This is a genomic window from Micromonospora sp. MGP-C2, assembly GCF_057766525.1.
In genome coordinates, this window is sequence record NZ_JBYMEN010000002.1 from 5,482,622 (window position 1) to 5,505,335 (window position 22,714).

Consider the following 22,714-nt stretch of genomic DNA (forward strand, 5'->3'; position numbering starts at 1 on the left):
GGGTACGCGCAGATGGGTGCCGGTCACGGGCACGTGCTGTACCGCGAGTCGGACTCGCCGGTGCACCGGCTCCCGCCCGAGGTGAAGATCGTGGCGATGGTGGTCTTCACCATCGCCGTGGTGGCCACCCCGCGTACGGCGTTCTGGGCCTTCGGCGCGTACGCCCTGCTGGTGGCGGTGGTGGCGGCGCTGGCCCGGGTGGGGCCGCGGTGGTTGCTGAGCCGGGCGCTGATCGAGCTGCCGTTCGTGCTGTTCGCGGTGGCGCTGCCGTTCCTCGGCAGCGGCGACCGGGTCGAGGTGCTGGGCCTGCGGCTGTCCGAGGACGGCCTGCACGGCGCGTGGAACATCGTGGCCAAGGGCACCCTGGGAGTGCTCGCCTCGCTGTTGCTCGCCGCGACCACCACCACCCGGGACCTGATCGTGGGGCTGGACCGGCTGCACTGCCCGCAGGTGTTCACCCAGATCGCCACGTTCATGCTGCGCTACCTCGACGTGCTGATCGGCGAGGCGCGGCGGATGCGGGTGGCCCGGATCTCCCGCGGTGACGACCCGCGTTTCCTGTGGCAGTTGCGCGGCTTCGCCGCCGGGATCGGGGCGCTGTTCCTGCGCGCCTTCGAGCGGGGTGAGCGGGTCTACCTGGCGATGCTGTCGCGGGGTTACACCGGGCGGATGCCCGCCGTGTGGCAGAGCGAGGGCGCGGCGACCACCGGCCAGTGGCTGGTCGCGGCCACAGTGCCGGTGTTGGCGGCCTCCATCGCCGCCACCGCCGTCGTGCTGTCATGATCGGTGTCGTGCAGACCGCTGTCTCGCTGGACGTTCGTGGCGTTCGCTACGCGTACCCGGATGGGCATGTCGCCCTGCACGGGGTGGACCTGAGCGTGCCGCGCGGCGAACGGGTGGCGTTGCTCGGGCCCAACGGGGCTGGCAAGACGACGCTGGTGCTGCATCTCAACGGCATCCTCACCCCGACCGAGGGCAGCGTGAGCGTCGGCGGGCTGACCGTGACGCCGGATCGGGCCACCCTGGGCGAGGTGCGTCGCCGGGTGGGCATCGTCTTCCAGGACCCGGACGACCAGTTGTTCCTGCCCACGGTGGCGGAGGACGTGGCGTTCGGGCCGGCGAACCTGGGCCTGCGCGGGGCGGAGCTGGCCGCCCGGGTGGACGAGGCGCTTGCGGCGGTGGGGATGAGTGAGCACCGGGAGCGGGCTCCGCAGCATCTGTCGTTCGGGCAGCGCCGCCGGGTGGCGGTGGCCACCGTGCTCGCCATGCACCCGGAGATCCTGGTGCTCGACGAGCCGTCGTCGAACCTGGACCCGGCGGCCCGCCGTGAGCTGGCCGAGATCCTGCGCGACCTGCCGGTGACCCTGCTGATGGTCACGCACGACCTGCCGTACGCGGCGGAGCTGTGCGAACGCTCGGTGATCCTGGACGGTGGCCGGATCGTCGCCGACGCCCCCACCGGAGACCTGCTGCGTGACGAGGCCCTGCTGGCCCGCCACCGCCTGGAACTTCCCTACGGTTTCACCCCGCGGCCGTAGCTCCGCGTTCGGCGTCGTCGGCCCGGGGTGCTGCGGTGGCGGCCCGGGAGGCGGCGTGCAGGCGGAGGACTCCTGCGGCCGTCGCGCCGGCACCGGTGATCAACACTATCGCCACCATGACGCGGGCGACCTCGGGCGACCAGGGCACCGGGGCGATGGACCGGGCGAACACGGCGGCGTTCGCCGCGCCGCCGAAGAGCGCCAGGCAGGCCCCGGCCAGCGCCACAGCGAAGTCGGCGGCCGGGCGGCGGGCCAGCGCGTACCAACCGGCGGCGACCCCGCCGAGGCCGGTGAGCAGCGACCAGATCTGCCCGGACAGCAGCCCGACCAGCACTCCGCCGACACCCTGCGCGCCCGCGTCCAGTTCCCGCCCCACCGGGTACACGACGGTCAGTGCGCCGCCGACGACGAGCAACGCGCCGACGGCGGACAGCGCGCGGGCGCCGGCCGGGGCGGCGGCGGCGACCAGGCCGAGCGCGCCCACCGCGAGCAGGCCCACGATGGTCACCGTCCACCAGGTGTACGCGTCCGGCGGCGGCACCCAGTCGAGCGTGCCGCCGATGACCACCGGGTCGGCGCCGTCGCGCAGTGGGACCGTCCAGTCGCGGACCCGGTGCTCCCGGTCCGGTGCGGCGCGTACCGCCTCCGGTGGTGCCGACTCCTGCCACAGTGCGCGCTGGTCGTGCCAGCGCGCCGTCGGCCCGTCGTCGATCCGCCGCCAGGACGGCGGGGCGGCCGGGTCGGCCTCGGCCGGGAGCGCGGTGTCCCCGGTGATGGTGCGGTTCAGGTACGTGGCGGGGGAGCGGCTGTTCTCGAAGATCCCGTCCGGGCCGACCCGCAGGTACGGCTCGCCGGAGTAGCCGATCACCTCGACGGTGCGGCCGGTGCGGTTGGTCAGCTCCAGTCGGGCGCCCGCCTCGACGACGCGTACCTCCAGCCCTGGCCGTGCCGGTGCGACCCCGGTGGTCCGGGTGCGGTAGTCGGTGCCGTCGGGTGCGTCCGCGCCGTGCGCGGCGGCGGGCGCCGCGGTGAGCAGGGTGGCCGCGCAGGCTGCGGTGGCGACCAGGCCGGCCCGGGCCAGCAGGGTACGGATCACTTGCCGGCCGCCGCCACGGCTGCGGTGAGAGCGTCCGGGGTGGGGTTGTCGACCGACTTGCCGTTGACCTTGACGGTCGGCGTGCCGGTGACGTTGCTCCGGCTGGCGTCGTCGGTGACGTGTTCGGTCCACGTCCGGTAGGTCTTGTCCTTCACGCAGGTGCCGAAGGAGCCTCGGTCGAGGCCCACGCCGACACCGATGTCGATCAGCTGGTCGTCGGTGAGCCCGGCGCTGCCCTCCGGCGGCTGCTGGGCGAACAGCGCCTTGGCGTACTCGTGGTACTTGCCGCCCGCCGCGGCGCAGCCGGAGGCGGCCGACGACCGGGTCGAGTATTCGGTGGTCGAGAAGCGGTTCAGGTACGCGACGGGGTGGTAGACCACCTTCGCCTTGTTCTCGGCCACCAACTGTTCGAGCGTCGCCCCGCTGGTCTGCTCGAACTGTTTGCAGGCCGGGCAGAGGAAGTCCTCGTAGACGTCGACGGTGACCGGCCCGCCGCCGGTGACGATGCCGGTGCCGGCCGCGTTGGCGCCGGGCGGGGTGGTGAACTCGTCGGAGCGCTGGCTGGACCAGGCGGCCCAGCCGATGACACCGGCGATGACCAGGACGACGACGGCCGCGGCCGAGACCCAGATCGTGCGCCTGCGTCGCCGCTCTCGGGCGAGTTGCTCGCGGACCACCCGGGCGGCGTCCCGCTGCCCCTTGCGACTACTCATCCTCGTCCTCCACAACGGGCTCGCCGGACAACCATCCGTCCACCGAGACGGGCGTACGTGGCCAGATCAGCAGAAATCCGGCCAGTACCAAGAATCCCAGGTCCCGAAGGATCTCCGGGAGGTAACTGGGGGCCTGTCCCTCGGCCAACTGCCCGCCGCTGCCGAAGCAGCCGCAATCGATGGCCAATCCCCGCGCCCAGGCCGAGGCGATCCCCGCGACGAAGACCACCAGGAGTGCGGCGGACACCCCGGCGACGAGCCGGGTGGCCAGCCCGAGCAGCAACAGCACGCCCAGCGCCAGCTCGACGAAGGGCAGGGCCGCGCCGATCACGCTCGCCACGTCGTACGGCATCACCTGGTACGCGTTGACGGCACGCCCGGAGGCGGCCAGGTCGCCGACCTTCGACGCGCCGGCCACGAGCCAGACGGCGGCGAGGCCGAGCCGGGCCGCCGTGCCGAGCCAGGGCCGGACGACAGGCCAACGGCCAGCCCCGGAGGGAGGTGCAGTCACGCTCATTTGTCGTCCCGTCTCCGCCGGAAGTTCCGCGCTCAGCCGGTCAGCGCGTCGCCGGCCGCCTCGACCAGGTCGTCGCGGGCCCGGGCGACCCGGGAACGGATGGTGCCCACCGGCACCCCTTCAACTGCGGCGGCCTCGGCGTACGACAGGCCGAGCAGTTGGGTGAGCACGAAGGCGGCACGCCGCTCGGCACTGAGCCGGCGGACCAGGTCGGCGGCCCCGAGTTGGCCGGCCGGGTCCGGGTAGGGGCGGTCGGTGTACGCGTTCGCCGCCAGGCGCTCGTCCAGCCGCCGACGGCGGATCACGGTGCGCAGGTGGTCGGCGCAGGCCCGCCGGGCGATGCCGAGCAACCAGGTGCGGGCGCTGGAGCGACCCTCGAACGCGGGCAGCGCCCGAAACGCGCGCAGGTACGTCTCCTGGGTCAGGTCGTCGGCGCTGTCCGGGTCGACCAGGGCGGCGGCGAACCGCCAGACCTCGACCTGGGTCAGCCGGACGAACGCCGCCTGGGCGCTCGGGTCACCGTCGCGGGCGATCAGCGCCCACTCGGTGGCCGGGTCCCGGGCGACTTCGCCGGCCGGCTCTGCCGGACCGGCGGCACCGGTGTCACGCGGGACGGGGATCACGACAAACCAGGTTACGCGGCGCCCGTCGCAGCGTCAGGGTCCTTCGGCCCTTGGATGTTCTGCACCACGTCGGGAACTTTTTCCCAACGCGAGCCGACTACCTGCTCATGACACGCGATCCCTCCCGCGCGGCACTGGCGGCTGAGCAGAGTTGAGCCCTTCGCCCGACTCGGGTCGCCGAGATCCACACCGGTCGGCGACCATGGCTGGCATGACTGTCGCCCCCCGCCGCTGGTTCGCCCGGCTGGCCGCAGCCGCCGGCCTGCTGGTCACCGTCGTCGCCCTGTTGATCGCGCCGGCCACCTCCGCGAGCGCCCACGCGGTGCTGGAGAGCAGCAGCCCGGCCGCCTCCTCCATCGTGCCGAGCGGGCCGTCCGAGGTGGTGCTGACGTTCAGCGAGTCGGTCCGCAAGGTTCCCGGCAAGATCCGGGTCATCGCGCCCGACGGGGCCCGGGCCGACCGGGGTGAGCCGTCCTTCGCCGGCGGTGTCGTGACCATTCCGGTGGACCCGGCCGGGGGCCGAGGCACCTACCTGGTCAGCTTCCGGGTGATCTCCGCCGACAGCCACCCGGTCTCCGGGGCGTTCACCTACTCGGTCGGCGCACCCTCGACGCCACCCGTCGACTCCGGCTCGGACAGCCGCGCCAACCCCGTGGTGGGTGCGGCGGTGAAGGTGGCCCGCTTCCTCGGCTACGCCGGCCTGGTGCTGCTGGTCGGGCCGGCGCTGGTGCTCGCCGCGCTCTGGCCCCGACGGCTCTCCCGCCGGGGGCCGACCCGCCTGGCGTGGACCGGCCTGGGTCTGGTGGCCGTCGCCACCCTCGCCGACCTGTGGTTGCAGGTGCCCTACACCGCCGGCGGCGGCCTCTTCGACGTCACCGGCGAGGGTTTCGGCAGCGTGTTCGGCAGCGCCTTCGGCGCCGCCCACCTGGTCCGACTCGGTCTGCTGGCGGCGTCCGTCTTCCTGCTCCGGCCGCTGCTGGCCCGACCGACCGGCCGCGCCGACGCGATCATCCTGGCCGTGCTCGGCGGCGCCACCCTGCTGACCTGGCCCCTGGCCGGGCACCCGGCCGCCTCCCCGGCGCCGGCGGTCTCCGTGGTGGTCGACGCGGTGCACCTGGGCAGCATGGCCGTCTGGCTGGGCGGTCTGCTCATGCTCGCCGGCTTCCTGCTGCGCCAGGCCGACGAGCGGGAGTTGAGCGCGATCCTGCCGATCTGGTCGCGCTGGGCGGCGCTCGCCGTGTCGGCGCTGCTGCTGGCCGGCACCGTCCAGGCGCTGATCGAGGTGGCCACCCCGCAGGCGCTGTTCGACACCACCTACGGGCGCCTGCTGCTCGCCAAGATCGGGCTGTTCGCGCTGGTGATCGCCGTGGCCGCGTACTCCCGACAGTTGGTCCGCCGCCGTGTCGCCGCGCAGCGACCGGCGCCGGTACGCCGGGCGGTCTGGGTGGAGTTGGCCGTCACCGTGGTGGTGCTGGGCCTGTCCGCCACGCTCGTGCAGACCACGCCCGCCCGCACCGCCGTCGCCGGGCCGTCCAGCACCGAGGCCGGCCTGTTCAGCACCAGGCTGTCCAGCCCGCTCTACGAGATGCAGATCGAGGTGAGCCCGGCCCAGCGGGGCAACAACTCGGTGCACCTGTACGCGTACGGCAAGGACAACCTGCCGCTGCCGGTCGTGGAGTGGAAGGCGACCGCCGCGCTGCCCTCGGCCGGGATCGAACCGATCGACGTCCCGCTGCTGCCGTTGACGGACAACCACGCCTACGGCGACATCAGCCTGCCCGCAGCCGGCGACTGGCAACTGAAGATCACCGCCCGAACGACCGACATCGACCAGGCCACGGTGACCGCCACCGTGCCGATCCGTTAGAGAGGTCCGCGAAACCCATGACCCGAATCCGGCGTACCGCAACCGCCGCTGCCGCACTGGCGTTCACCGCCGCCGCCACCGCTGTGCTCGGCTTCGCCGGACCGGCGTCCGCCCACGTGACGGTGAACCCGAAGGAGGCGACTCAGGGTGGCTACGCCCGGGTGGCGTTCCGGGTGCCGAACGAGAGTGACACCGCCTCCACCACGAAGCTCGAGGTGGTCCTCCCGGAGAACGCCCCGGTCGGCTCGGTGTCGTTCATGCCGGTGCCCGGCTGGACGGTGGCCATGGAGAAGCGCAAGGTCGACCCGCCGATCGAGGTGCACGGCAGCCCGATCACCGAGGCGGTTTCCAAGATCACCTGGACGGCCACCGGTGACGCGGCGGTGAAGCCGGGTCAGTTCCAGGAGTTCCCCGTCTCGATGGGGCCGCTGCCTCAGGTCGACTCGATGGTCTTCAAGGTCCTCCAGACCTACTCGGACGGCAACATCTCGCGCTGGATCGACCCGCCGGCGCCGGGTGCCGAGGAGCCCGAGAGCCCGGCTCCGGTGCTCACCCTGACCGCCGCCGCGCCGGGTGGTTCGGCCGCACCGGCCTCCGCAGCCGCCGTCGCGGCACGCGACGATGACGACGACGACGAGGACGGCAACGGCCTCGCGGTCGGCCTCGGTGTGGCCGGTCTCGTCGCTGGTCTGGCCGGCCTGGTGCTGGGCGGGTTGGCGTTCACGCGGACCCGTCGGGAGCCGGTCGCCAAGTCCTGACCCCCGTCACACCGCTGGCCCGCCGGACCATCCGGCGGGCCAGTGCGCTTTCTGGAGTCGGCACCGCCCGTGCCGTGGATATCCGCTGATCAGACGGTCTGCGTCGGTAAGGTCGGCCGGGTAATTGGCTACGGAGGGGGACGGTGCGGATGCGGTTCGTGCGGATGATCGCCGGAGTGCTGCTGTTGGTCGTGGGGATTCCGGCGTTGTTCGCCGGAGGCGCGCTGTGGCTGGTGACCCGCCACGCCGACCCCGACGGAGCCTTCGCCGCCCGCTTCGAAACGGTCCGCACGCCCGGTCACGCGGTCGTGGTCAGCGACCTCGACCGGTTGCTGCGGCAGGAGGCGCCGTTCGCGCGGACCGCGCAGACCCGGCTGCGACTGGACGCCCGCACCGCGGACGGCCCGGCCTTCGTCGGGCTGGCGCCCACCGCTGAGGTACGCCGCTGGCTGGAGTCGGCACCGCACGCCTCGGTTCGCCGGGTGGCGCTGGCCCAGGGCCCGCTGCCGGTCCGGCTGGACGCGGCCGGTCCGGCCGTGGGCACCCCGACCGCAGCTGAGGCGGTCACGCCGCTGGGGCGGCCCTTCTGGGTACGCGAGGGGATCGGCTCGCTGGAGTGGAGTGTCGGGGACCTGGCCGGTGAGCCGATGAGCCTCGTGGTGATGCGCCCCGACGGCAGGGCGGATCTGGCGCTGGACCTGCGCGCCGAGTTGCGGGCCGGGTGGACCGGGCCGGCCACCTGGGGTCTGCTGGCCGTGGGCGTACTGCTGGTGGTGTGTGCGGTGCTGCTCCTGCTGCGGCCGCTGCGCCCGCGTGAAGTGATCTTCGTGGTCGAGCCGGATCAGGTGCCGGTGCTCGCCGGCCGGCTCGGTGTCACCTCGCTGAGTGGCCTGGGCTCCCGGGAGCCGGGCTCGACCCCGCCGTTGCCGGCCGTCCGGCAGCTCACCCCTGTCGGCTCGGGTGCGGGAGAGCGGCTCCGCTCGGCGATCGGCACCGAACCGTCCCGGCCGGTCACCCTCGCCGACCTGGACGAACCGGCCCGGTTGCCGCGCCCACCGGAGGTGACGCTGAGTCTCGCGTGGCCACCGGCCGGTACGGAGGCCACGGACCAGCCGGTGGAGGTTCCGCCGGTGGCGACCCGGCCGGTGGATGCCCCGCCGGTGGCCGGTCGGTGATTATGCGGCCGGTGGCATCCGCTGGTGGTGGCCTGGCCGGCGGGGGACGAAATGGCGAGTGGCCCTCCGCGCTGCCGACGCGGAGGGCCACCCTCACCGGGGGATCGGTGCTACCTGAGCGACGCTTGAGGTAGATGAGGTCAGATTAGCGCTGATGGCGGCTACTGGGGAGATCTGTCCATTTGGCGCGATTTTTCCTCGCGGTGGCCTGAGTCTTCCTCAGCGCGCCGCGCGGGCACCGGCAGGACCACCAGCAGCAGCACGCTGATCAGCACGTAGGCGTTCTGCACGACGAAGTCCGCCGGGTTCTCGGTGCGGACCGGTTCCACGCCCCAGGCCTGGAACGTCACCACGCCATAGACGACCACAGCGGTGATGCCCAGCGCGAGCCCGGCCAGCCACCGACGCCGGCGTGCCTCGTCCGGCCGGTCGGCACTCAACGCCGCGTCCGCGAGCAGCACCACCGCCGGAACGAACCAGTAGATGTGGTGGGTCCAGGTGATCGGGCTGACCAGCGAGCCGACCAGCCCGGTCAGCGTCAGGCCCGTCAACGCGTCACCGGCCCGCGCAGCGCGGGCGGCCCGCCACAGCCCGTAGACGGCGACCACGGCGACCAACAGCAGCCAGAGCAGCTGGTCCGGCTTCGCCGGCGCGGTGAACCGGCTGAGCAGGCCGAACAGCGACTGGTTGCCGACGTAGTCGGTGCGCCCCACCCGATCGGTGGCCCACAGTTCGTGCGTCCAGAACCGCCACGAGTCGCTCGGGGCGATCGCCGCCGCGAGCAGGGTCGCCGCCGCCGCGGTCGCGCTGGCCACCGCCGCGGCCCGCCACCGCCGGGTGGCCAACAGGTACACGATGAAGATGCCGGGAAAGAGCTTGAGTGCCGTCGCCAGCCCCACGCCCACCCCGGCCCAGCGTCGCGCCTGCGGCACCGCGTACAGCAGATCGGCCAGGATCAGTACGACCAGCAGCATGTTGATCTGACCGAAGGTGATCGTCTCGCGGGTGCTCTCCACCGCCAGCACCAGCAGCACGGCGACGACCAGGGTGAACGTTCGCGGCAGGTGGTGCCGGTCGATGAGCGGCATCACCACCCACCGGGTGGTCAGCACCACGGCCGCCACCGTGAGCACCGTGAAGATCGTCACGGTGGCGCCGAGTCGCAGCAGACCGAACGGCCACAGCAGCAGCGCGCTGAACGGCGGGTACGTGAAGTACAGCTCGCCCTGCACCCGGTCGGGTTGGACGTAGTCGTAGAGCGGGTGGCCGACGCGCCACCAATCCATGGCCGACATGTAAATCTTGAGGTCGAAGAAGTTGTGCACGAGGCCGCGCAGGTAGAGCGCCGGCAGCACGGCGACAAGAGCCACCACCGCGACCAGGCGACGGACCGTACGGCCGCCGGGATCGTCGTCCGTGACGGCGGGCGGTGCGACGGGTTCTGCTGGCACCCCGAAACCCTAGCGGTCCGGTCGGCCGAGAGCGCGCAGCCGCGGGTCGTGGGCTGCGCGTAGGCTGTCCCGGTGGCTGATCTCCTTGTCTGGATCGACTGTGAAATGACCGGGTTGGACCTTGGCAGGGACAAACTGATCGAGGTTGCGGCACTGGTCACCGATCCCGACCTCAATGTGCTGGGTGACGGTGTCGACGTGGTGATCCACGCCGATGAGGCGGCATTGGAGGCGATGCCGGAGATCGTCCAGACGATGCACGCCAAGTCCGGCCTCACCGAGGAGGTCCGCCGCTCGGCGGTCACCCTCGCCGAGGCGGAGGACCTGGTCCTGGACTACGTCCGGACCTTCGTCAAGGATCCGCGTACGGCGCCGTTGTGTGGCAACTCGATCGCCACCGACCGGGGCTTCATCGCCCGGGACATGCCCCGACTCGACGCGCACCTGCACTACCGGCTGATCGACGTGTCGTCGATCAAGGAACTCTGCCGCCGTTGGTACCCGCGGGTGTACTTCGGCCAGCCGCAGAAGGGCCTCGCGCACCGGGCGCTGGCCGACATCCGGGAGAGCATCCGGGAGTTGGAGTACTACCGGCGTACGGTCTTCGTGCCGCTGCCCGGCCCGGACGTCGAGACGGCCAAGGCGATCGCCGCCGAACTCTGACCCGCGGCGGCTCGTACGGGGACCGGGGAACCCGCTGGACGAGGCACGCCGCGATGTGGCTATCATCGGTCCGCACCCCGCCCGGGGCTATCGACCGGGCGACGGCGGCGTGGTGGCTGTAGCTCAGTTGGCAGAGCACCGGGTTGTGGTCCCGGTTGTCGTGGGTTCAATTCCCATCAGTCACCCAGTTGGTTGTGCTGCTCAGGCCCCCTCCTCGGAGGGGGCCTGAGTCGTTCCAGGGGCCCGATAGGGGCATCCACGACGAAGCCCTCTCCGCGTGGGAGAGGGCTTCCGTCGGTCGGGTCAGGCGGTCGGCGTGGGGGTCGGGGTGACCGCGCCGTCCGGCGTCGGCGTGGCGTCCGGGTCCGCGGGAGGCTCGTACGGCAGGGCGCTGCCCTTGACGTACTCGTCCCAGCTCATGTTCCAGTCGGTCCAGCCGTTGCCGTTCTGCAGCTTGCGCTCGGTGCCCTTGACCGTGATCGGGTCACCGATCTGGGTGTTCTTGAACAGCCAGTCGCCGTTGGCCATCGACACGTTCACGCAACCGTGCGAGACGTTCACGCTGCCCTGCTGGCCCTCGGACCAGGGCGCCGCGTGGATGAACTCCCCGCCCCAGGTGAGGCGCTGCGCAAAGTCAATCTTGGTGCGGTAGCCCTCTTCCGGGCCCAGCTCCTCGAACGTGTCGAAGACCGTCTTGCGCAGCTTCTCGATCACGACCATGGTGCCGCTGGACGACGGGGTGCTCTTCTTGCCCAGGCTGACCGGGATGGTCTTGATCACGGAGCCGTTGCGGGTCACCGTCATCCGCTTGGTCTTGTTGTCCACCGTCATGACCGTCGCAGCGCCGATCTTGACGTCCACGCTGAGGTCGGCGCGGCCGTACCAGCCCTCGCCCATCGGCAGACCGCCGGCCTGCACCCGGTAGGAGATCTTGCTGTCGGCCTTCCAGAACTCCTTCGGCCGGTAGCGGATTTCGGTGGGGCTGACCCAGTGCCAGATGCCCTCCTGCGCCGGCGTCGACGTCACCGTCATCCGGCGCTGCACGTCGTCGCGGTAGTCCTCCGGGATGTTCCGGCTGAACTTCACGATCAGCGGCATGCCGACCCCGACCACCTGGTTGTCGCCGAGGAAGCTGGTCACCCGTACCTGGTTGTTCGGCTTGGCCATCGTGGTGAAGGTGCTGGTCGCGGTGGCCGGACGGTCGTCGTCGCCGGTAGCGGTGACGGTCGCCGTGTAGGCCGTGCCGTACTCCAGCGCGCCGGCCGGCAACCACGTCTTGCCATCCGCCGCGAGGGTGCCCTCGACGGCCTTGCCGGCCGCGTCCTTCAGCTCGACAGCGGTCTTCACGGCGTCCTTGGTGGTGAAGGTGATGCCGGTGGACGCTGGCACGTCCTTGGCATCGGCCGCCGGTTCGCTGATGGTCGCCGCCGCCTTCGGTGCCGGCGCCTCGTCGCCGCCCTGCCAGGAGGACGGCTTGCCGCCGTCGCCGTCGGTGCAGGCGGAGGTGAAGGCCAGCGCCACGGCGAGGAGCCCTGCCGCGAACACGCGGCGTCGCCCACCGCGCCTGATCAGCTGGTCCTGGCTAGCTCGCATGATTCCCTCACAGTCGTGGTCGCTGCCCCATCGTCTCCTACTGACGCGCCAGAGCCGGCCCCGGTTGCCGAGGGTGAACCGAAACACGCCGACGATGCTGCCGGATTTTTGCTACTATCCGGCGTTTCGTGAGCCTGACTCGTCTCCGTACCGGGACTGAGGGGTCGCCGCGGCGTCGTCGCAGCGCGGGAATGCAAGGGTACGCGCCGGCCCGGCCATCGGCAGGGCCGGCGCATCGATGCCGGGCGGCTCAGAGCGCCGGGCCGGCCCCACCCTTGGGTACGGGTAGTGCGCTGCCCTTGATGAACGCCGACCAGCTCAGGCTCCACGCCGTCCAGCCGTTGCCGGCGGCGATCTTGCGCTCGGTGCCCTTCACCGTGATCGGGTCACCGATCCGCGTCTTGTCGAACAACCACCGGGCGTTCACCATCGACACGTTCACGCAGCCGTGCGAGACGTTCTGCCGCCCCTGCACGTGCTCCGACCAGGGTGCGGCGTGGATGTACTCGCCACCCCAGGTGAGCCGCTGGGCGAACTGGATGTCGGTGACGTAGCGGTTGGCCGGGTCCGGGTCGTCGCGGGTGTCGAAGGTCGTGGCTTCCTTCTTCTCCATTACGACCATGGTGCCGCTGGACGACGGCGTGCTCTTCTTGCCCAGGCTCACCGGGATGGTGCGCACCAGCGCGCCGTTCTCGTACACCAGCATCTTCTTGTTGGCGTTGTCGACCTTCATCTCGAACGACCGGCCGATCTTCGCGGTCGCCTTACGGTCCATGTCGCCGTACTTGCCGTTGCTCAGCGGCATCCCGGCCAGGGCGATCCGTACGGTGATGGTCGTGCCGGGCTTCCAGTACTCCGGGGCCCGGTAGTAGGCCTGCGTGCCGTTGTCGACCCAGTGCCATGCCCCTGGCTGCGGCGGGTCGGTGCGGACGAACATCCGCTTCTGCACCGCCGCCCGGTCCTTCTTCGGGATGCCCGGGTGGAACTCGGTGACCACCGGCATGGCCACCCCGTAGCTCTTGTCGTCGAAGAGATACAGGCCGGACCCGATGGTCGACTTCGGCTTGGCCATCGTGGTGAAGCTGCTGGTGCCCTGGCTGCTCGTGCCGTCGGACCCGTTCGCCGTCACAGTGGCGGTGTAGCGGGTGCCGAACTTCAGCGGGGCGGACGGCACCCAGGCCGAACCGTCGGTGCGCAGCTTGCCCTCCACCGAGCCCCCACCATCCGCCGTCAGCGTGACCGCGGACACCTTCCCGCCGTTCGGGAGCTTCGCGCTGATCTCCGTGCTCACCGGCCGGTCCTTCGTGCCGTCCGCCGGGCTCAGCGTGAGTGTCGGTCCGCTCGGCGCGCTCGGGGTTGCCGGTGCCGAGGGCGCGGACGAGCCAGCTTCGGCACCCGCGCCCGCCGGCGACGTCCCGCCAACGAATTCCGGCTTCTTCTCGTCGCCGCACCCGGTCAGTGCCAGCGACGCCACCAGAGCCAGAGCGCCCACCACCGCCCCGGCTCGCGTGAACCGTGTCATCCCCACCTCTGTTCTCGCGTACCTGGCGGACATCGTGCCGCATCGACGCCGCAACCCACGCCCCTGCCTTGAGCCGGCTGGGCGGTTTGGTGCTTTTTGCCGGCAAAGCTCGACCGAAGGGGGGAGCCCGGTAACCGGATTGGAGCCCGGGTTTCGGGGGTGCTAATGTTCTCTCCGTTGCCGAACGAGCGCCGCTAGCTCAACTGGCAGAGCAGCGGACTCTTAATCCGCGGGTTCGGGGTTCGAGTCCCTGGCGGCGCACCAACGATGAAGGTCCTGACCTGGCAGATCCCTGCCGGTCAGGGCCTTTTTCGCGTACGCCGGTGCGACGAGGCGTGATGCCGGCGGCTAGAGGCGGAGTGCGGCCCTGACAAGATCGGCGACAGCTCGGGAACGGCTGTGCGGAGGCCAGGCGATGACCGTGGTGACTTCCGGCGCGTCCACGATCGGCACGGCGACGAGATCGTCGTTCAGCTGGGATCGGGCGGACTCGGGCACGACCAGCAAGGTCCGGCCAAGGGCGGTGAGCTGGAAAAGCTGGGAGTGGCTCTGGGCCTCAGGACCGGGGCCGTCGGGATAGGTGCCGTCATGCGCCGGCCAGCGCGGTAGAGGCAGGTCCGGCAGCTCGGTCACCTCGCTCAGCTGCACACTCTCGCGAGTGGTGAGGGGATGGCCGGCCGGGAGGATGGCGACCTGGCCCTCGGTGAGCAGTTCCTCGGTGTCGAGCCCCGTCAGGTCGTCGAACGGGTGGTGAAGGATCGCGACGTCGGCACGGCCGGTCCGCAACAGTCGTTCCTGTTCGCCGGGGCCGCACAGCACCACGTCGACGTCGACCGATCCGGGTTCGGTGGAGTAGGCGTGCAGCAGCTTCGCGAGCAACTCGCTGGATGCTCCGGCCTTGGTCGCCAGGACGACGCTGGGGTGACCGGTGACGGAGAGAGCTGCGCGTCGGGCGCGATGTTCGGCAGCTTCCACAGCGTCCAGCGCTGCTCGTCCCTCGTGCAGCAGGACCGCACCGGCTTCGGTCAGGGTCACCGAGCGACTGTCACGCTTCAGCAGGGCGGCACCCAGACGGCGTTCGAGCTGACTGATCGCCCGCGACAATGGCGGCTGGGCCATGCCCAGGCGTTGCGCCGCGCGGCCGAAGTGCAGTTCCTCGGCCACGGCGACGAAGTACCGCAGCTCTCGTGTCTCCACGTGTCCAGCCTAGCCCGCAACGGAGGCGGCGATACCTTCCGGGTATCGCCCATGACTCAGGTGGTCTTGGACGACTCGCGGGCCGTGACCCACAGTCGAAGACATGAGTGACAAGAAGATTGCCCTGGTCACCGGGGCCAACAAGGGCATCGGGTACGAGATTGCGGCAGGCCTGGGTGCGCTGGGCTGGAGCGTGGGTGTCGGCGCGCGCGACCAGGCCCGGCGGGACACGGCGGTGGCACGACTGCGGGACTCCGGCGTCGACGCCTTCGGTGTCCCGTTGGATGTCACCGACGACCGCAGTGTCGCCGCCGCAGCCGATCTGATCGCCGAACACGCCGGACGCCTCGATGCCCTGGTCAACAACGCCGCGATCACCGGTGGCGGACAGCAGCAGCCGAGCAGTGCCGATCTGGCCGTCCTCCGCACTGTGGTGGAGACCAACGTCATCGGCGTCATCCGGGTGACGAACGCGATGCTGCCGTTGCTCGGCCGCTCGACCTCACCGCGCATCGTGAACATGTCCAGCGGCGTCGGTTCTCTGACCCGGCAGTCTGGCCCCGACGGGGACACCACCACAGGTCCGGTCTCTGTGGCCTACGCGCCCTCAAAGTCGTTCCTGAACGCGGTGACCCTTCAGTACGTCCGGGAACTCGCGGACACGAAGATCCTCATCAACTGCGCCTGCCCGGGCTTCGTCGCCACCGACCTCAACGGCTTCCGTGGCGTTCGTACTCCCCAGGAGGGCGCGGCGACCGCCATCCGCCTGGCCACACTGCCCGACGGGGGCCCCACCGGCGGCTTTTTCGAGGACGCCGGTGTGGTGCCCTGGTGACGGCTCGCGGCTCTCACGCCCGGCCCGACGCCGATCGGCGTCGGGCCGGGCGCGCAGTCGACGCTGCGCCACTCTCACCTGCGGAGAGTTTCAGTAATCGATGTTGATGGCAGCGATCTGACGGGTGCCGTTGAAGACGATGGCGGGGCCGGCGAAACGGGAGCTGGCGTAGGTCAGTGCCTGCTTGTGCCCGGGACTGTTGAACCAGGCGTTGATCATCTGCTCGGGGGATGAGTTGCCCGAGGACGCCCACAGAACCTCATGGCCGCAGTGCTCGAAGGCGCCCGTATCCAGGTTCTGCTTCACGCAGGTTTCCGCGGCGCGTTGCTCCGTTGTGCGCAGCTCGACAGCGGGCAGCCCGAGCGCGCGGCGCCGCTCGTTGAGCAGCACCAGCAGACGCTGTTCCGCGGCAGACACGCCGGTGGACGTGCTGGCAGGCTTGGCCGGCGACCTGGTCGGAGTCGGCGGCCTGGTCGGTGACTTGGTTGGCGCCGGTGACCTGGTGGGGGCGGAGGCCGAGCGCGAGGTGGTCGGGGACGCGTCGAGCGCCGTCGGGGAAGGTGAATCGAGTGCGGACCCGGGGGTCTCGGAGGCGGATTCGGTGATCGCGGTCGAGGGCTGGGCGGCTGTCACGCTCGCCGGCTGCTGGCTCGGCCCGGCCTTGTAACCGGCGACGACGATCCCCGCCCCTCCGACCAGGGCGACGGCCGCGAACGCGCCGACCAGGGCCTTGGGCAGGGACAGGACCGCGACGCGGGCCCGCTGCGGCAACCCGACGATCTTCGCGCGCGCGCCCGCCGACGCGAAGCTCTGTGACGGGCCCGCCGAGGCGACGCCGTGTGACGCGCCCGCCGACGAGATGCCCTGCTGCGCGCCGGTGATGCCGTGCACCTGATGTGTGACGCGGGAGGCGAGGTCGGGCGGGAACGGCGTGAGCGCCATGCCGGCCAGCAGCCGCTCGGCCGGTACCAGATCGAACGTGGCATCCGGGCAGTGCGCGCAGGTCCGAATGTGTCGCGCCAGCCGCTTGCGCCACAGCGGCGCCGGTCGGCCGTCCCAGTCGGACGCCATGTCGAGCAGGCCGCCGCAGCCGGGTCGCGTGGTGAGGGCTCGCACCACCAGCCGAGCGGTGTCCAATTGCGCCTTCATGCGGGCCACGCGGACGGTCACGTGATGTGGGTCCAGTTGCAGGGCCTCGGCCAGGTCGGCGCGGGAGAGGTGACCGGCCTCGGCCAGCCACCACAGGGACAGCAGGTGGCGGTGGTCGTCGTCCAGCCAGCGCGTGGCAAGGGCGACCTCGCGGCGCTGATCGGACAGGCGAAGCTGGGTGAGGGTCAGGTCCTCGAAGTCGGAACCCGGGTCGATCAGGTTGTCGATGTCCTCCGGCGGTGCCGGTGTGGTGTGCCGGAACTGTTGGTGGGCACGGACCTCGTTCATGGTGACGGCCACCAGCCACGACCGGAAGACACCCGGGTCGCGTACGCCCGCCAGCCCTCGCACGACGCTCAACATCGTGTTCTGCACCACGTCGTCGACATCCGCTGATCGGTTCAGTGCCCGACCCACGATGTTGTACACCAGTGGCAGATAGTGCGAGACCAGCTCGTCCATCGCCGCCTGGTCCCCGCGGCGTGCCGCGTCCACCACCGCCGACAGGTCAGTCCTGTTCGGGTACGCGTGATCGGTCACGCTCACAACCTCGCCTTCACGAAAAATCGCCGTACACCGTGGGAGATTGGTTGGCACCCGTCCAGGTCACACAAACTGGCGTCGTCACCGTCGAAACGCCCTGACGGTACGGGGCTCCGACGGTCGGCCAACGACAGGCGTTCCAGGTCGCGGCGCTGATCGCTTCCGCGCCACACAGCATGTCCGGGGTCCACGCTACGGTCTCCGCCATGCCGATGATCACAATCGCCGATGAAGCGACCGGTGGGCCGAGCGTTGCCGAGTGGACAATGGAAATCTTCGACGAGACAGTCCGTCTCGACGAGCTGATCCGCCGGCGAGTGGTCCTGGAAGTCGCCGAGTCCGGCGCGGGCGTCGATCCGGAGGAACGGACCCGGGCGACGCTTGAGGCGTTCGGCCGCAACGGTTTCGTGGTGCTGGTCGACGACCGTCAGGTCACCAGCCTGGACGACAAGGTCCACCTGCACGCGGGCTCCCGCGTCACGTTCCTCAAGCTCGTCCCGCTGGTGGGTGGCTGATGGACACGTTCGATCCGGAGCTGGCACTGCGCGACGTGGTGGACACCGTCAGGGGATGGTGCGAGCGGAGCGAGAACACTCTCAACGCACATGGTCGGCGGGACTTCGTCGATCAGGTGGCCGTGGTGTGCGGCTGGGCGCCGGCCAGCACGAGCCGGACGCTGCTCGCCGCGCTCAGCGATCCAAACGGCCCCTACGATCTTGCTTCGCCGCAGATCGAGTTGTTGCCGGAGGCGACGCGGCAGGCGGGGCTGCTCAGCTCCGCCATCGCGGCCCTGGACGGCGCCGAGGCGGATCACGAGCGTCGTGTCGCCGCGGCGATGACGGTGATCGGAAGCCTGCCGCGCCACCACAACATCACCAGCGAATCCTCATGGGGGGCCGCCTGCCGCGAGGTGTGGGAGCGGGTTGAGCAGATCCTGGCCGCGCAACCGGTGCAGGTCCGGCAGAGGGTGTTCGACGCGTTGGTCGTGCCCGGGCAGGACAGGGATGGGCTGTCCATGTTCATCCGTGTTCTGCTCTCGGGCGGTGGGCTGAACGGCGCCGTCTGGCTGGACCGGCTGGGCGGTCAGGCGTGGCTGGGATTCGGTCGGTGGAGCACGTCGCTGGTGAGCTTCACCCGGGAGTCGCTACAGGCCGAGCACCTCGCCGGGCGTTCGCATCCGGCGGCGCTGGCGACGTGGCGTCGGACGCGGATCGAGCGCGCATACTCCCTCATGGGTGAGGACGACCTGGCGATGTGGCCCCTCGTCAACGTCGGTGAGCAGTGGGCTGACCGCGCCGTCGCGGACATCGAGGCGATGCCGGAGGGGCGCCGATCCGGTTGGCAGGCGTTGCTTGCCCACTGCCTGCTCGGCGCGGACAAGGCGCGGCCGACGGCCGCCTGGCAGAAGAGCGCCCGGGTTCTGCTCGACGCGGTCGGCGTCGACGAGTTCACCGAGCGGCTCGACGACTGGCTTCCGCTGGTGGGTCTGCCGCGCAGTCTGCCGCTGCGCATGACCACGTGCTGCCCCGGTCACGTCGACGATTACCCGCCCCGGTTGGTCGACCGGCACAACGTCGGGGTGCTGTGGGGTCTGCTCTGGGCGCGAGCGATGTGCCCGCCGTCGGAGGAGACCCTGCGCAGTCTCGGCCACATCGCGGAACGGGCCGCCCGCAAGGTTCCCGGGCACGGTCCGTCGAGCCCGAAGCTGGCGAACGTCGCGGTCGCGGTGCTCGTCGACACCGATCACCCCGCCGCCCTCGCGCAGCTGGCCCGGCTGGCATCGCGGCTGACCTACAGGAGCACACTCCGCATCGTCGAGAAGGGCCTGACCAAGCACGCCGAGGCGCTCGGCATCGGCCGTGAGGACGTCGAGGAGATGGCGCTGCCCGGCTTCGGGCTGCCACTCGCGGACAAGCTGGGTGACAGCTCGTACGAGGTCGAGGTGCGCGGCGTCGACGCCACAGTGGTGTGGCGCAACTCCGACGGCAAGGTGGTCAAGGCTCCTCCGGCTCAGGTGCGCAAGGACCACGGCGAGGAGTTGAAGGAGCTGAAGGCGACAGTCGCGGACATCGGCGCGACGCTGATCGGGACCCGCGACCGCCTGGAGGGGCTGCTGCGGCGCGACCGCGCGTGGACCGTCGAGCAGTGGCGGGAACGGTTCCTGGACCACCCGCTGGCCCGGACCCTGGCCCGACGGCTGATCTGGACCGTCGACGGCGTTGCCTGCTGCTGGGGCTCCGACGCCCTGCGGACCGTGGACGGCACGGTGTTCGAGCCCGCTGGCGACGCCACGGTGCGGCTGTGGCACCCGGTCGACGATCCGACCACGGTCCTGGCCTGGCGGGACTTCCTGGCCCGGCACACGATCACCCAGCCGTTCAAGCAGGCGCACCGCGAGCAGTACCTCCTGACCGACGCGGAGCGGGCCACCGGCACGTACTCCAACCGCTTCGCCGCGCACATCGTGCGCCAGCACCGTCTCATCGCGCTGCTGTCCCGGCGCGGCTGGTCGCACGTTCGACACCGCAACGACGGCGCCAGCTACCAGGACCCCTGGCTTGCCCTTCCGGACTGGGAGCTGCGCGCCGTGCTGCACATCGCCGGGATCGAGGATCAGGGCGACGACCTGATCTTCGACACGATGGGGACCGACCAACTGGTGTTCCTCCGGGGGGAACGCACGCCGGTGCCGCTGGAGGAGGTTCCGGCGGTCGTGCTGAGCGAGGTGATGCGCGACGTCGACCTGTTCGTTGCCGCGGCCGGGGTGGGCAACGACCCGAACTGGTACGACGGTGGTCCCCAGGGCCGGTACCGCGACTACTGGTCGCAGAACAGCTTCGGCGACCTCAGCCCGACCGCCCGGACTCGCCGGGAGGTGCTGGCCGAGCTGGTTCCCCGGCTGGCGATCGCCAACCGGTGCACCTTCACTGACCGGTTCCTCGAAGTGCGGGGTGATCTGCACACCTACCGCATCCACTGCGGCTCGGGCAACATCCTGATCGCCCCGGAGGACCGGTATCTGTGCATCATCCCCGACTCGGCGAAGGCGAGGCAGCCGGAGATGTACCTGCCCTTCGAGGGCGACAGCCGGCTCGGCGAAATCATCAGCAAGGCGTTGCTGCTGGCCGCCGACAAGAAGATCAAGGATCCGGTGATCCTGCGCCAGTTGGCGCGGTGAGGTAGCGACCGTTGCCTCGCCAGTGGGGTCCACCGCACTGGCGAGGCAGGTCAGCTGGAGGTCCGCTTCGGGAGCAGCAGCTCCTCGTGGTCGAGTTCACGTTCCAGGACGCGGAGCTCCTCATCCGGCAGCCGGCCGGAGTCGCGCCAGCGCACGAGTTCCTCGCGCTGCGCGTCGATGGTTGTCCGCCGGACACGAAGCGCCGTCTCGTACTCCGGTGAGGTGGGCATCTCGGCGCCGCTCTGCTCCAGCAGGTCCAGCCGCCCGCGGTAGCGCGCCAGTCGGGCCAGCAGCTGCGTACGGATGGTGTTGACGGCCACCGCGCTGTCCGGCTCCGCGGCGGCAACCTCGTCGAGGCGGGCCAGGGCGGCCTCGACCGCCGCCGAGCGGGCCTCGTTGCGTACGCGGGCCTGGTCTGTTTCGTTGGCGCGCAGGCCCAGCATCCGCACGAGCGGTGCGAACGTCATGCCCTGCCCGACGAGTGTCACCAGGACTACCACGAAGGTGCAGAACAGCAGGAGGTCACGGTCGGGAAAGGGTGCGCCGCTGTTGGTGGTCAGCGGCAGGGTGAAGATCGCGGCGAGGCTGATCACGCCACGGGTGCCGGACCAGCTCAGTGCCACCACTTCACGGGAGGTGAGTCGGCGGGCGTTGCGGTCAGCGCGCTCGATCTGCCGGGCAGTCCCGGGTTCGTCGGGGTCGTCCTGCTCGGAGATGCCGCCCAGCCGGGTGTGCAACGACCGGGGGAGGGACTGGGTCATCACCAGCCACGCGGGGCGCAGCAGGAGCACCACGCCGACCGACACCGCGACGGCGATGACGATGGTCGACGTGTCGTACTGACGCAGGCCCTTGACGACTTCGGGAAGCTGCTGGCCGATCAGCAGGAAGACGAAGCCTTCGAGGAGGAAGTCGACCAGCCGCCACACCGCGCTGGTCTGCAGCCGAGCGGCGCCAGAGGTGAGCTGGGGCGTCTTGTGGCCGACGATCAGCCCGGCGATCACCACGGCGAGCACCCCGGAGACGTGCAGTTCCTCGCCCAACAGGTAGGCCACGAACGGTGTCGCGAGCGAGATGGCGTTCGACAACAGTGGGTCCGCGGTGAACGGTCGGGCCATACGTACCAGCCAGGCGACGGCCGCTCCCACGGCGACCCCGCCGACCGCCGCCAGCACGAACTGGCCAACGGCGGACGGGAAGGAGAACTCGCCACCCACGGCGGCGGCCACCGCGACGCTGAGCATCGTCAGCGCGGTGGCGTCGTTGAGCAGCCCCTCGCCCTGAATGATCGTGACCATTTTCGGTGGCAGGTTGACCCGGCGGCCCACCGCCAGGGCGGCCACCGGGTCGGGCGGCGCGATGGCGGCGCCGACCGCGATCCCGGCAGCGAGCGTCGCCCCGGCGACGAACAGGTGGAACCCGATGCCGACCAGCACCCCGGTGAGGAGCACCAGCACCACGGACAGGCTGACCACGATGCGGAGGTTCCGGCGGATGTCCAACAGCGAGGAGTCCAGTGCGGCGCTGTAGAGCAACGGCGGCAGCACGATCATGAGCACAAGGTCGGGATCAAGGCCGACGTTGGGACCGGGGAGCAGCGCGTACGCGATGCCGATGAGCGGCAGAAGCGCCGCGGCCGGCAGACCGGTGCGGGCCGCCACCCACCGCACGACGACGATGACCGCGACAGCGGCGAGCACGAACAACAACATCGAATGGGTGCTCACCTGGTTGCTTCCCCCTGGAGCGGCGCGAGGTTCCTCGGATCCACTGCGGCTCGCGGCCGAGCCGGCCGTTCGGCACCGTTTTGGCGCCGGACAGCGCAGCATGCAGCGGTAACGAGCGTACCCGCTTGATCAACCGGGCCTGGCGGACTGCTGGACACGGCCACCGCGCCCAGCAGCGGCGACGGCTGGGACCGGTCCCCGACAGAGCGTGCGGAGACCGGCCGTCGCGCCCCTACAGTCCGCACCATGAGGTGGACGGTGCGACTCGCGGCCACGTTTCCCGTACTGCTGACCGCCCTGACGGTCGGCGCGGTGAGCGCCGCCGCGGCGCCCGCCGACGGCGGCCTCGGCCTGGCCCTGCGGCCCGGCCAGGCCGACTACCGGGCCGGGGACCACGTCCGTCTCGACCTCACGGTCACGAACACCACCGACGCGGCGTGCGCGCTGCCGACCAGCGCCGTCGGCACCGTCCAGGTGACCGGGGTACGCCTCGACGGGCGCGACCTCACGCCGACGCTGGCCCGCAGCTTCCACGACGACGGCATCGGTGCTGCCGCCACCGCCGGCCT

Annotated in this window: 19 protein-coding genes and 2 tRNA genes; 11 read left to right on the forward strand and 10 right to left on the reverse strand. The window is 71.0% G+C overall.

The window, feature by feature from the left end; genetic code table 11:
* Positions 1-12 precede the first annotated feature (12 nt).
* Complete coding sequence (gene cbiQ / locus AC3CF1_RS25290) at positions 13-783, forward strand: cobalt ECF transporter T component CbiQ (RefSeq protein WP_088951497.1); 771 nt, start codon at positions 13-15, stop codon at positions 781-783.
* On the forward strand, positions 780-1,538 hold the full coding sequence (locus tag AC3CF1_RS25295) for an energy-coupling factor ABC transporter ATP-binding protein (protein ID WP_210922961.1): 759 nt from the start codon (positions 780-782) through the stop codon (positions 1,536-1,538). Before cbiQ ends, AC3CF1_RS25295 begins: the two co-directional genes overlap by 4 nt.
* On the opposite strand, the gene AC3CF1_RS25300 is transcribed toward AC3CF1_RS25295, so the two are convergent.
* From AC3CF1_RS25300 to AC3CF1_RS25315, 4 genes are read right to left on the reverse strand one after another with little or no spacing between them, the layout of a single operon-like run.
* Complete coding sequence (locus tag AC3CF1_RS25300) at positions 1,522-2,634, reverse strand: hypothetical protein (protein WP_488451417.1); 1,113 nt, start codon at positions 2,632-2,634, stop codon at positions 1,522-1,524. The genes AC3CF1_RS25295 and AC3CF1_RS25300 overlap by 17 nt on opposite strands.
* Complete coding sequence (locus tag AC3CF1_RS25305; protein ID WP_088946468.1) at positions 2,631-3,347, reverse strand: DsbA family protein; 717 nt, start codon at positions 3,345-3,347, stop codon at positions 2,631-2,633. Before AC3CF1_RS25305 ends, AC3CF1_RS25300 begins: the two co-directional genes overlap by 4 nt.
* Positions 3,340-3,864: a MauE/DoxX family redox-associated membrane protein gene (locus tag AC3CF1_RS25310; protein ID WP_425738169.1), complete on the reverse strand. Its 525-nt coding sequence runs from the start codon at positions 3,862-3,864 to the stop codon at positions 3,340-3,342. The genes AC3CF1_RS25305 and AC3CF1_RS25310 overlap by 8 nt, the downstream gene beginning before the upstream one ends.
* Before the next feature lie 32 nt (positions 3,865-3,896).
* The gene (locus AC3CF1_RS25315) at positions 3,897-4,487 is read right to left on the reverse strand and encodes a sigma-70 family RNA polymerase sigma factor (protein ID WP_488451418.1); all 591 of its coding nucleotides are present in this window, start codon (positions 4,485-4,487) and stop codon (positions 3,897-3,899) included.
* A gap of 202 nt (positions 4,488-4,689) precedes the next feature.
* On the opposite strand from AC3CF1_RS25315, the gene AC3CF1_RS25320 reads away from it, so the two are divergent.
* The 3 genes from AC3CF1_RS25320 (at position 4,690) to AC3CF1_RS25330 (ending at position 8,287) form a co-directional block, all read left to right on the forward strand.
* Entirely contained in the window at positions 4,690-6,354 is a 1,665-nt protein-coding gene (locus AC3CF1_RS25320) for a copper resistance CopC/CopD family protein (RefSeq protein ID WP_354981261.1), read from the forward strand.
* A gap of 17 nt (positions 6,355-6,371) precedes the next feature.
* Positions 6,372-7,112 (forward strand): YcnI family copper-binding membrane protein, encoded by a 741-nt coding sequence (locus tag AC3CF1_RS25325; protein WP_488451419.1) that lies wholly within the window; start codon positions 6,372-6,374, stop codon positions 7,110-7,112.
* Positions 7,113-7,261: 149 nt separating this feature from the next.
* A complete protein-coding gene (locus AC3CF1_RS25330; protein ID WP_488452130.1) occupies positions 7,262-8,287 on the forward strand; it encodes a hypothetical protein in 1,026 nt (341 codons plus the stop codon).
* A gap of 161 nt (positions 8,288-8,448) precedes the next feature.
* On the opposite strand, the gene AC3CF1_RS25335 is transcribed toward AC3CF1_RS25330, so the two are convergent.
* Entirely contained in the window at positions 8,449-9,738 is a 1,290-nt protein-coding gene (locus tag AC3CF1_RS25335; protein ID WP_488451420.1) for a glycosyltransferase 87 family protein, read from the reverse strand.
* Positions 9,739-9,810: 72 nt separating this feature from the next.
* Here AC3CF1_RS25335 and orn point away from each other — a divergent pair, with 72 nt between their 5' ends.
* Both orn and AC3CF1_RS25345 read left to right on the forward strand, forming a co-directional pair.
* Positions 9,811-10,401 (forward strand): oligoribonuclease, encoded by a 591-nt coding sequence (gene orn / locus AC3CF1_RS25340; protein WP_088946475.1) that lies wholly within the window; start codon positions 9,811-9,813, stop codon positions 10,399-10,401.
* Between the two features lie 112 nt (positions 10,402-10,513).
* Positions 10,514-10,586, forward strand: a tRNA-His gene (locus AC3CF1_RS25345).
* Positions 10,587-10,704: 118 nt separating this feature from the next.
* On the opposite strand, the gene AC3CF1_RS25350 is transcribed toward AC3CF1_RS25345, so the two are convergent.
* Together AC3CF1_RS25350 and AC3CF1_RS25355 are read right to left on the reverse strand one after the other, a co-directional pair.
* A complete protein-coding gene (locus tag AC3CF1_RS25350) occupies positions 10,705-11,994 on the reverse strand; it encodes a L,D-transpeptidase (RefSeq protein WP_488451421.1) in 1,290 nt (429 codons plus the stop codon).
* Positions 11,995-12,244: 250 nt separating this feature from the next.
* Complete coding sequence (locus tag AC3CF1_RS25355; RefSeq protein WP_488451422.1) at positions 12,245-13,516, reverse strand: L,D-transpeptidase; 1,272 nt, start codon at positions 13,514-13,516, stop codon at positions 12,245-12,247.
* 188 nt (positions 13,517-13,704) lie between these two features.
* On the opposite strand from AC3CF1_RS25355, the gene AC3CF1_RS25360 reads away from it, so the two are divergent.
* Positions 13,705-13,780, forward strand: a tRNA-Lys gene (locus AC3CF1_RS25360).
* Positions 13,781-13,864: 84 nt separating this feature from the next.
* On the opposite strand, the gene AC3CF1_RS25365 is transcribed toward AC3CF1_RS25360, so the two are convergent.
* Positions 13,865-14,713: a LysR family transcriptional regulator gene (locus AC3CF1_RS25365; RefSeq protein ID WP_355159545.1), complete on the reverse strand. Its 849-nt coding sequence runs from the start codon at positions 14,711-14,713 to the stop codon at positions 13,865-13,867.
* 103 nt (positions 14,714-14,816) lie between these two features.
* Between AC3CF1_RS25365 and AC3CF1_RS25370 the strand changes: the two genes are divergently transcribed.
* Positions 14,817-15,548 (forward strand): SDR family oxidoreductase, encoded by a 732-nt coding sequence (locus tag AC3CF1_RS25370; protein ID WP_488451423.1) that lies wholly within the window; start codon positions 14,817-14,819, stop codon positions 15,546-15,548.
* Positions 15,549-15,638: 90 nt separating this feature from the next.
* On the opposite strand, the gene AC3CF1_RS25375 is transcribed toward AC3CF1_RS25370, so the two are convergent.
* Positions 15,639-17,237 carry a sigma-70 family RNA polymerase sigma factor gene (locus AC3CF1_RS25375; protein ID WP_488451424.1) on the reverse strand — a complete coding sequence of 533 codons (1,599 nt, stop codon included), beginning with the start codon at positions 17,235-17,237 and terminating at the stop codon, positions 15,639-15,641.
* Between the two features lie 209 nt (positions 17,238-17,446).
* On the opposite strand from AC3CF1_RS25375, the gene AC3CF1_RS25380 reads away from it, so the two are divergent.
* Both AC3CF1_RS25380 and AC3CF1_RS25385 read left to right on the forward strand, forming a co-directional pair.
* Entirely contained in the window at positions 17,447-17,755 is a 309-nt protein-coding gene (locus AC3CF1_RS25380; protein WP_199177216.1) for a hypothetical protein, read from the forward strand.
* A complete protein-coding gene (locus tag AC3CF1_RS25385; RefSeq protein ID WP_488451425.1) occupies positions 17,755-20,418 on the forward strand; it encodes a DUF4132 domain-containing protein in 2,664 nt (887 codons plus the stop codon). Before AC3CF1_RS25380 ends, AC3CF1_RS25385 begins: the two co-directional genes overlap by 1 nt.
* A 50-nt stretch (positions 20,419-20,468) precedes the next feature.
* Here the strand turns inward: AC3CF1_RS25385 and AC3CF1_RS25390 are convergent, their stop codons facing one another.
* Positions 20,469-22,130, reverse strand: coding sequence for a Na+/H+ antiporter (locus AC3CF1_RS25390; protein ID WP_488452131.1), 1,662 nt, complete (start codon positions 22,128-22,130; stop codon positions 20,469-20,471).
* Positions 22,131-22,714: the final 584 nt, after the last annotated feature.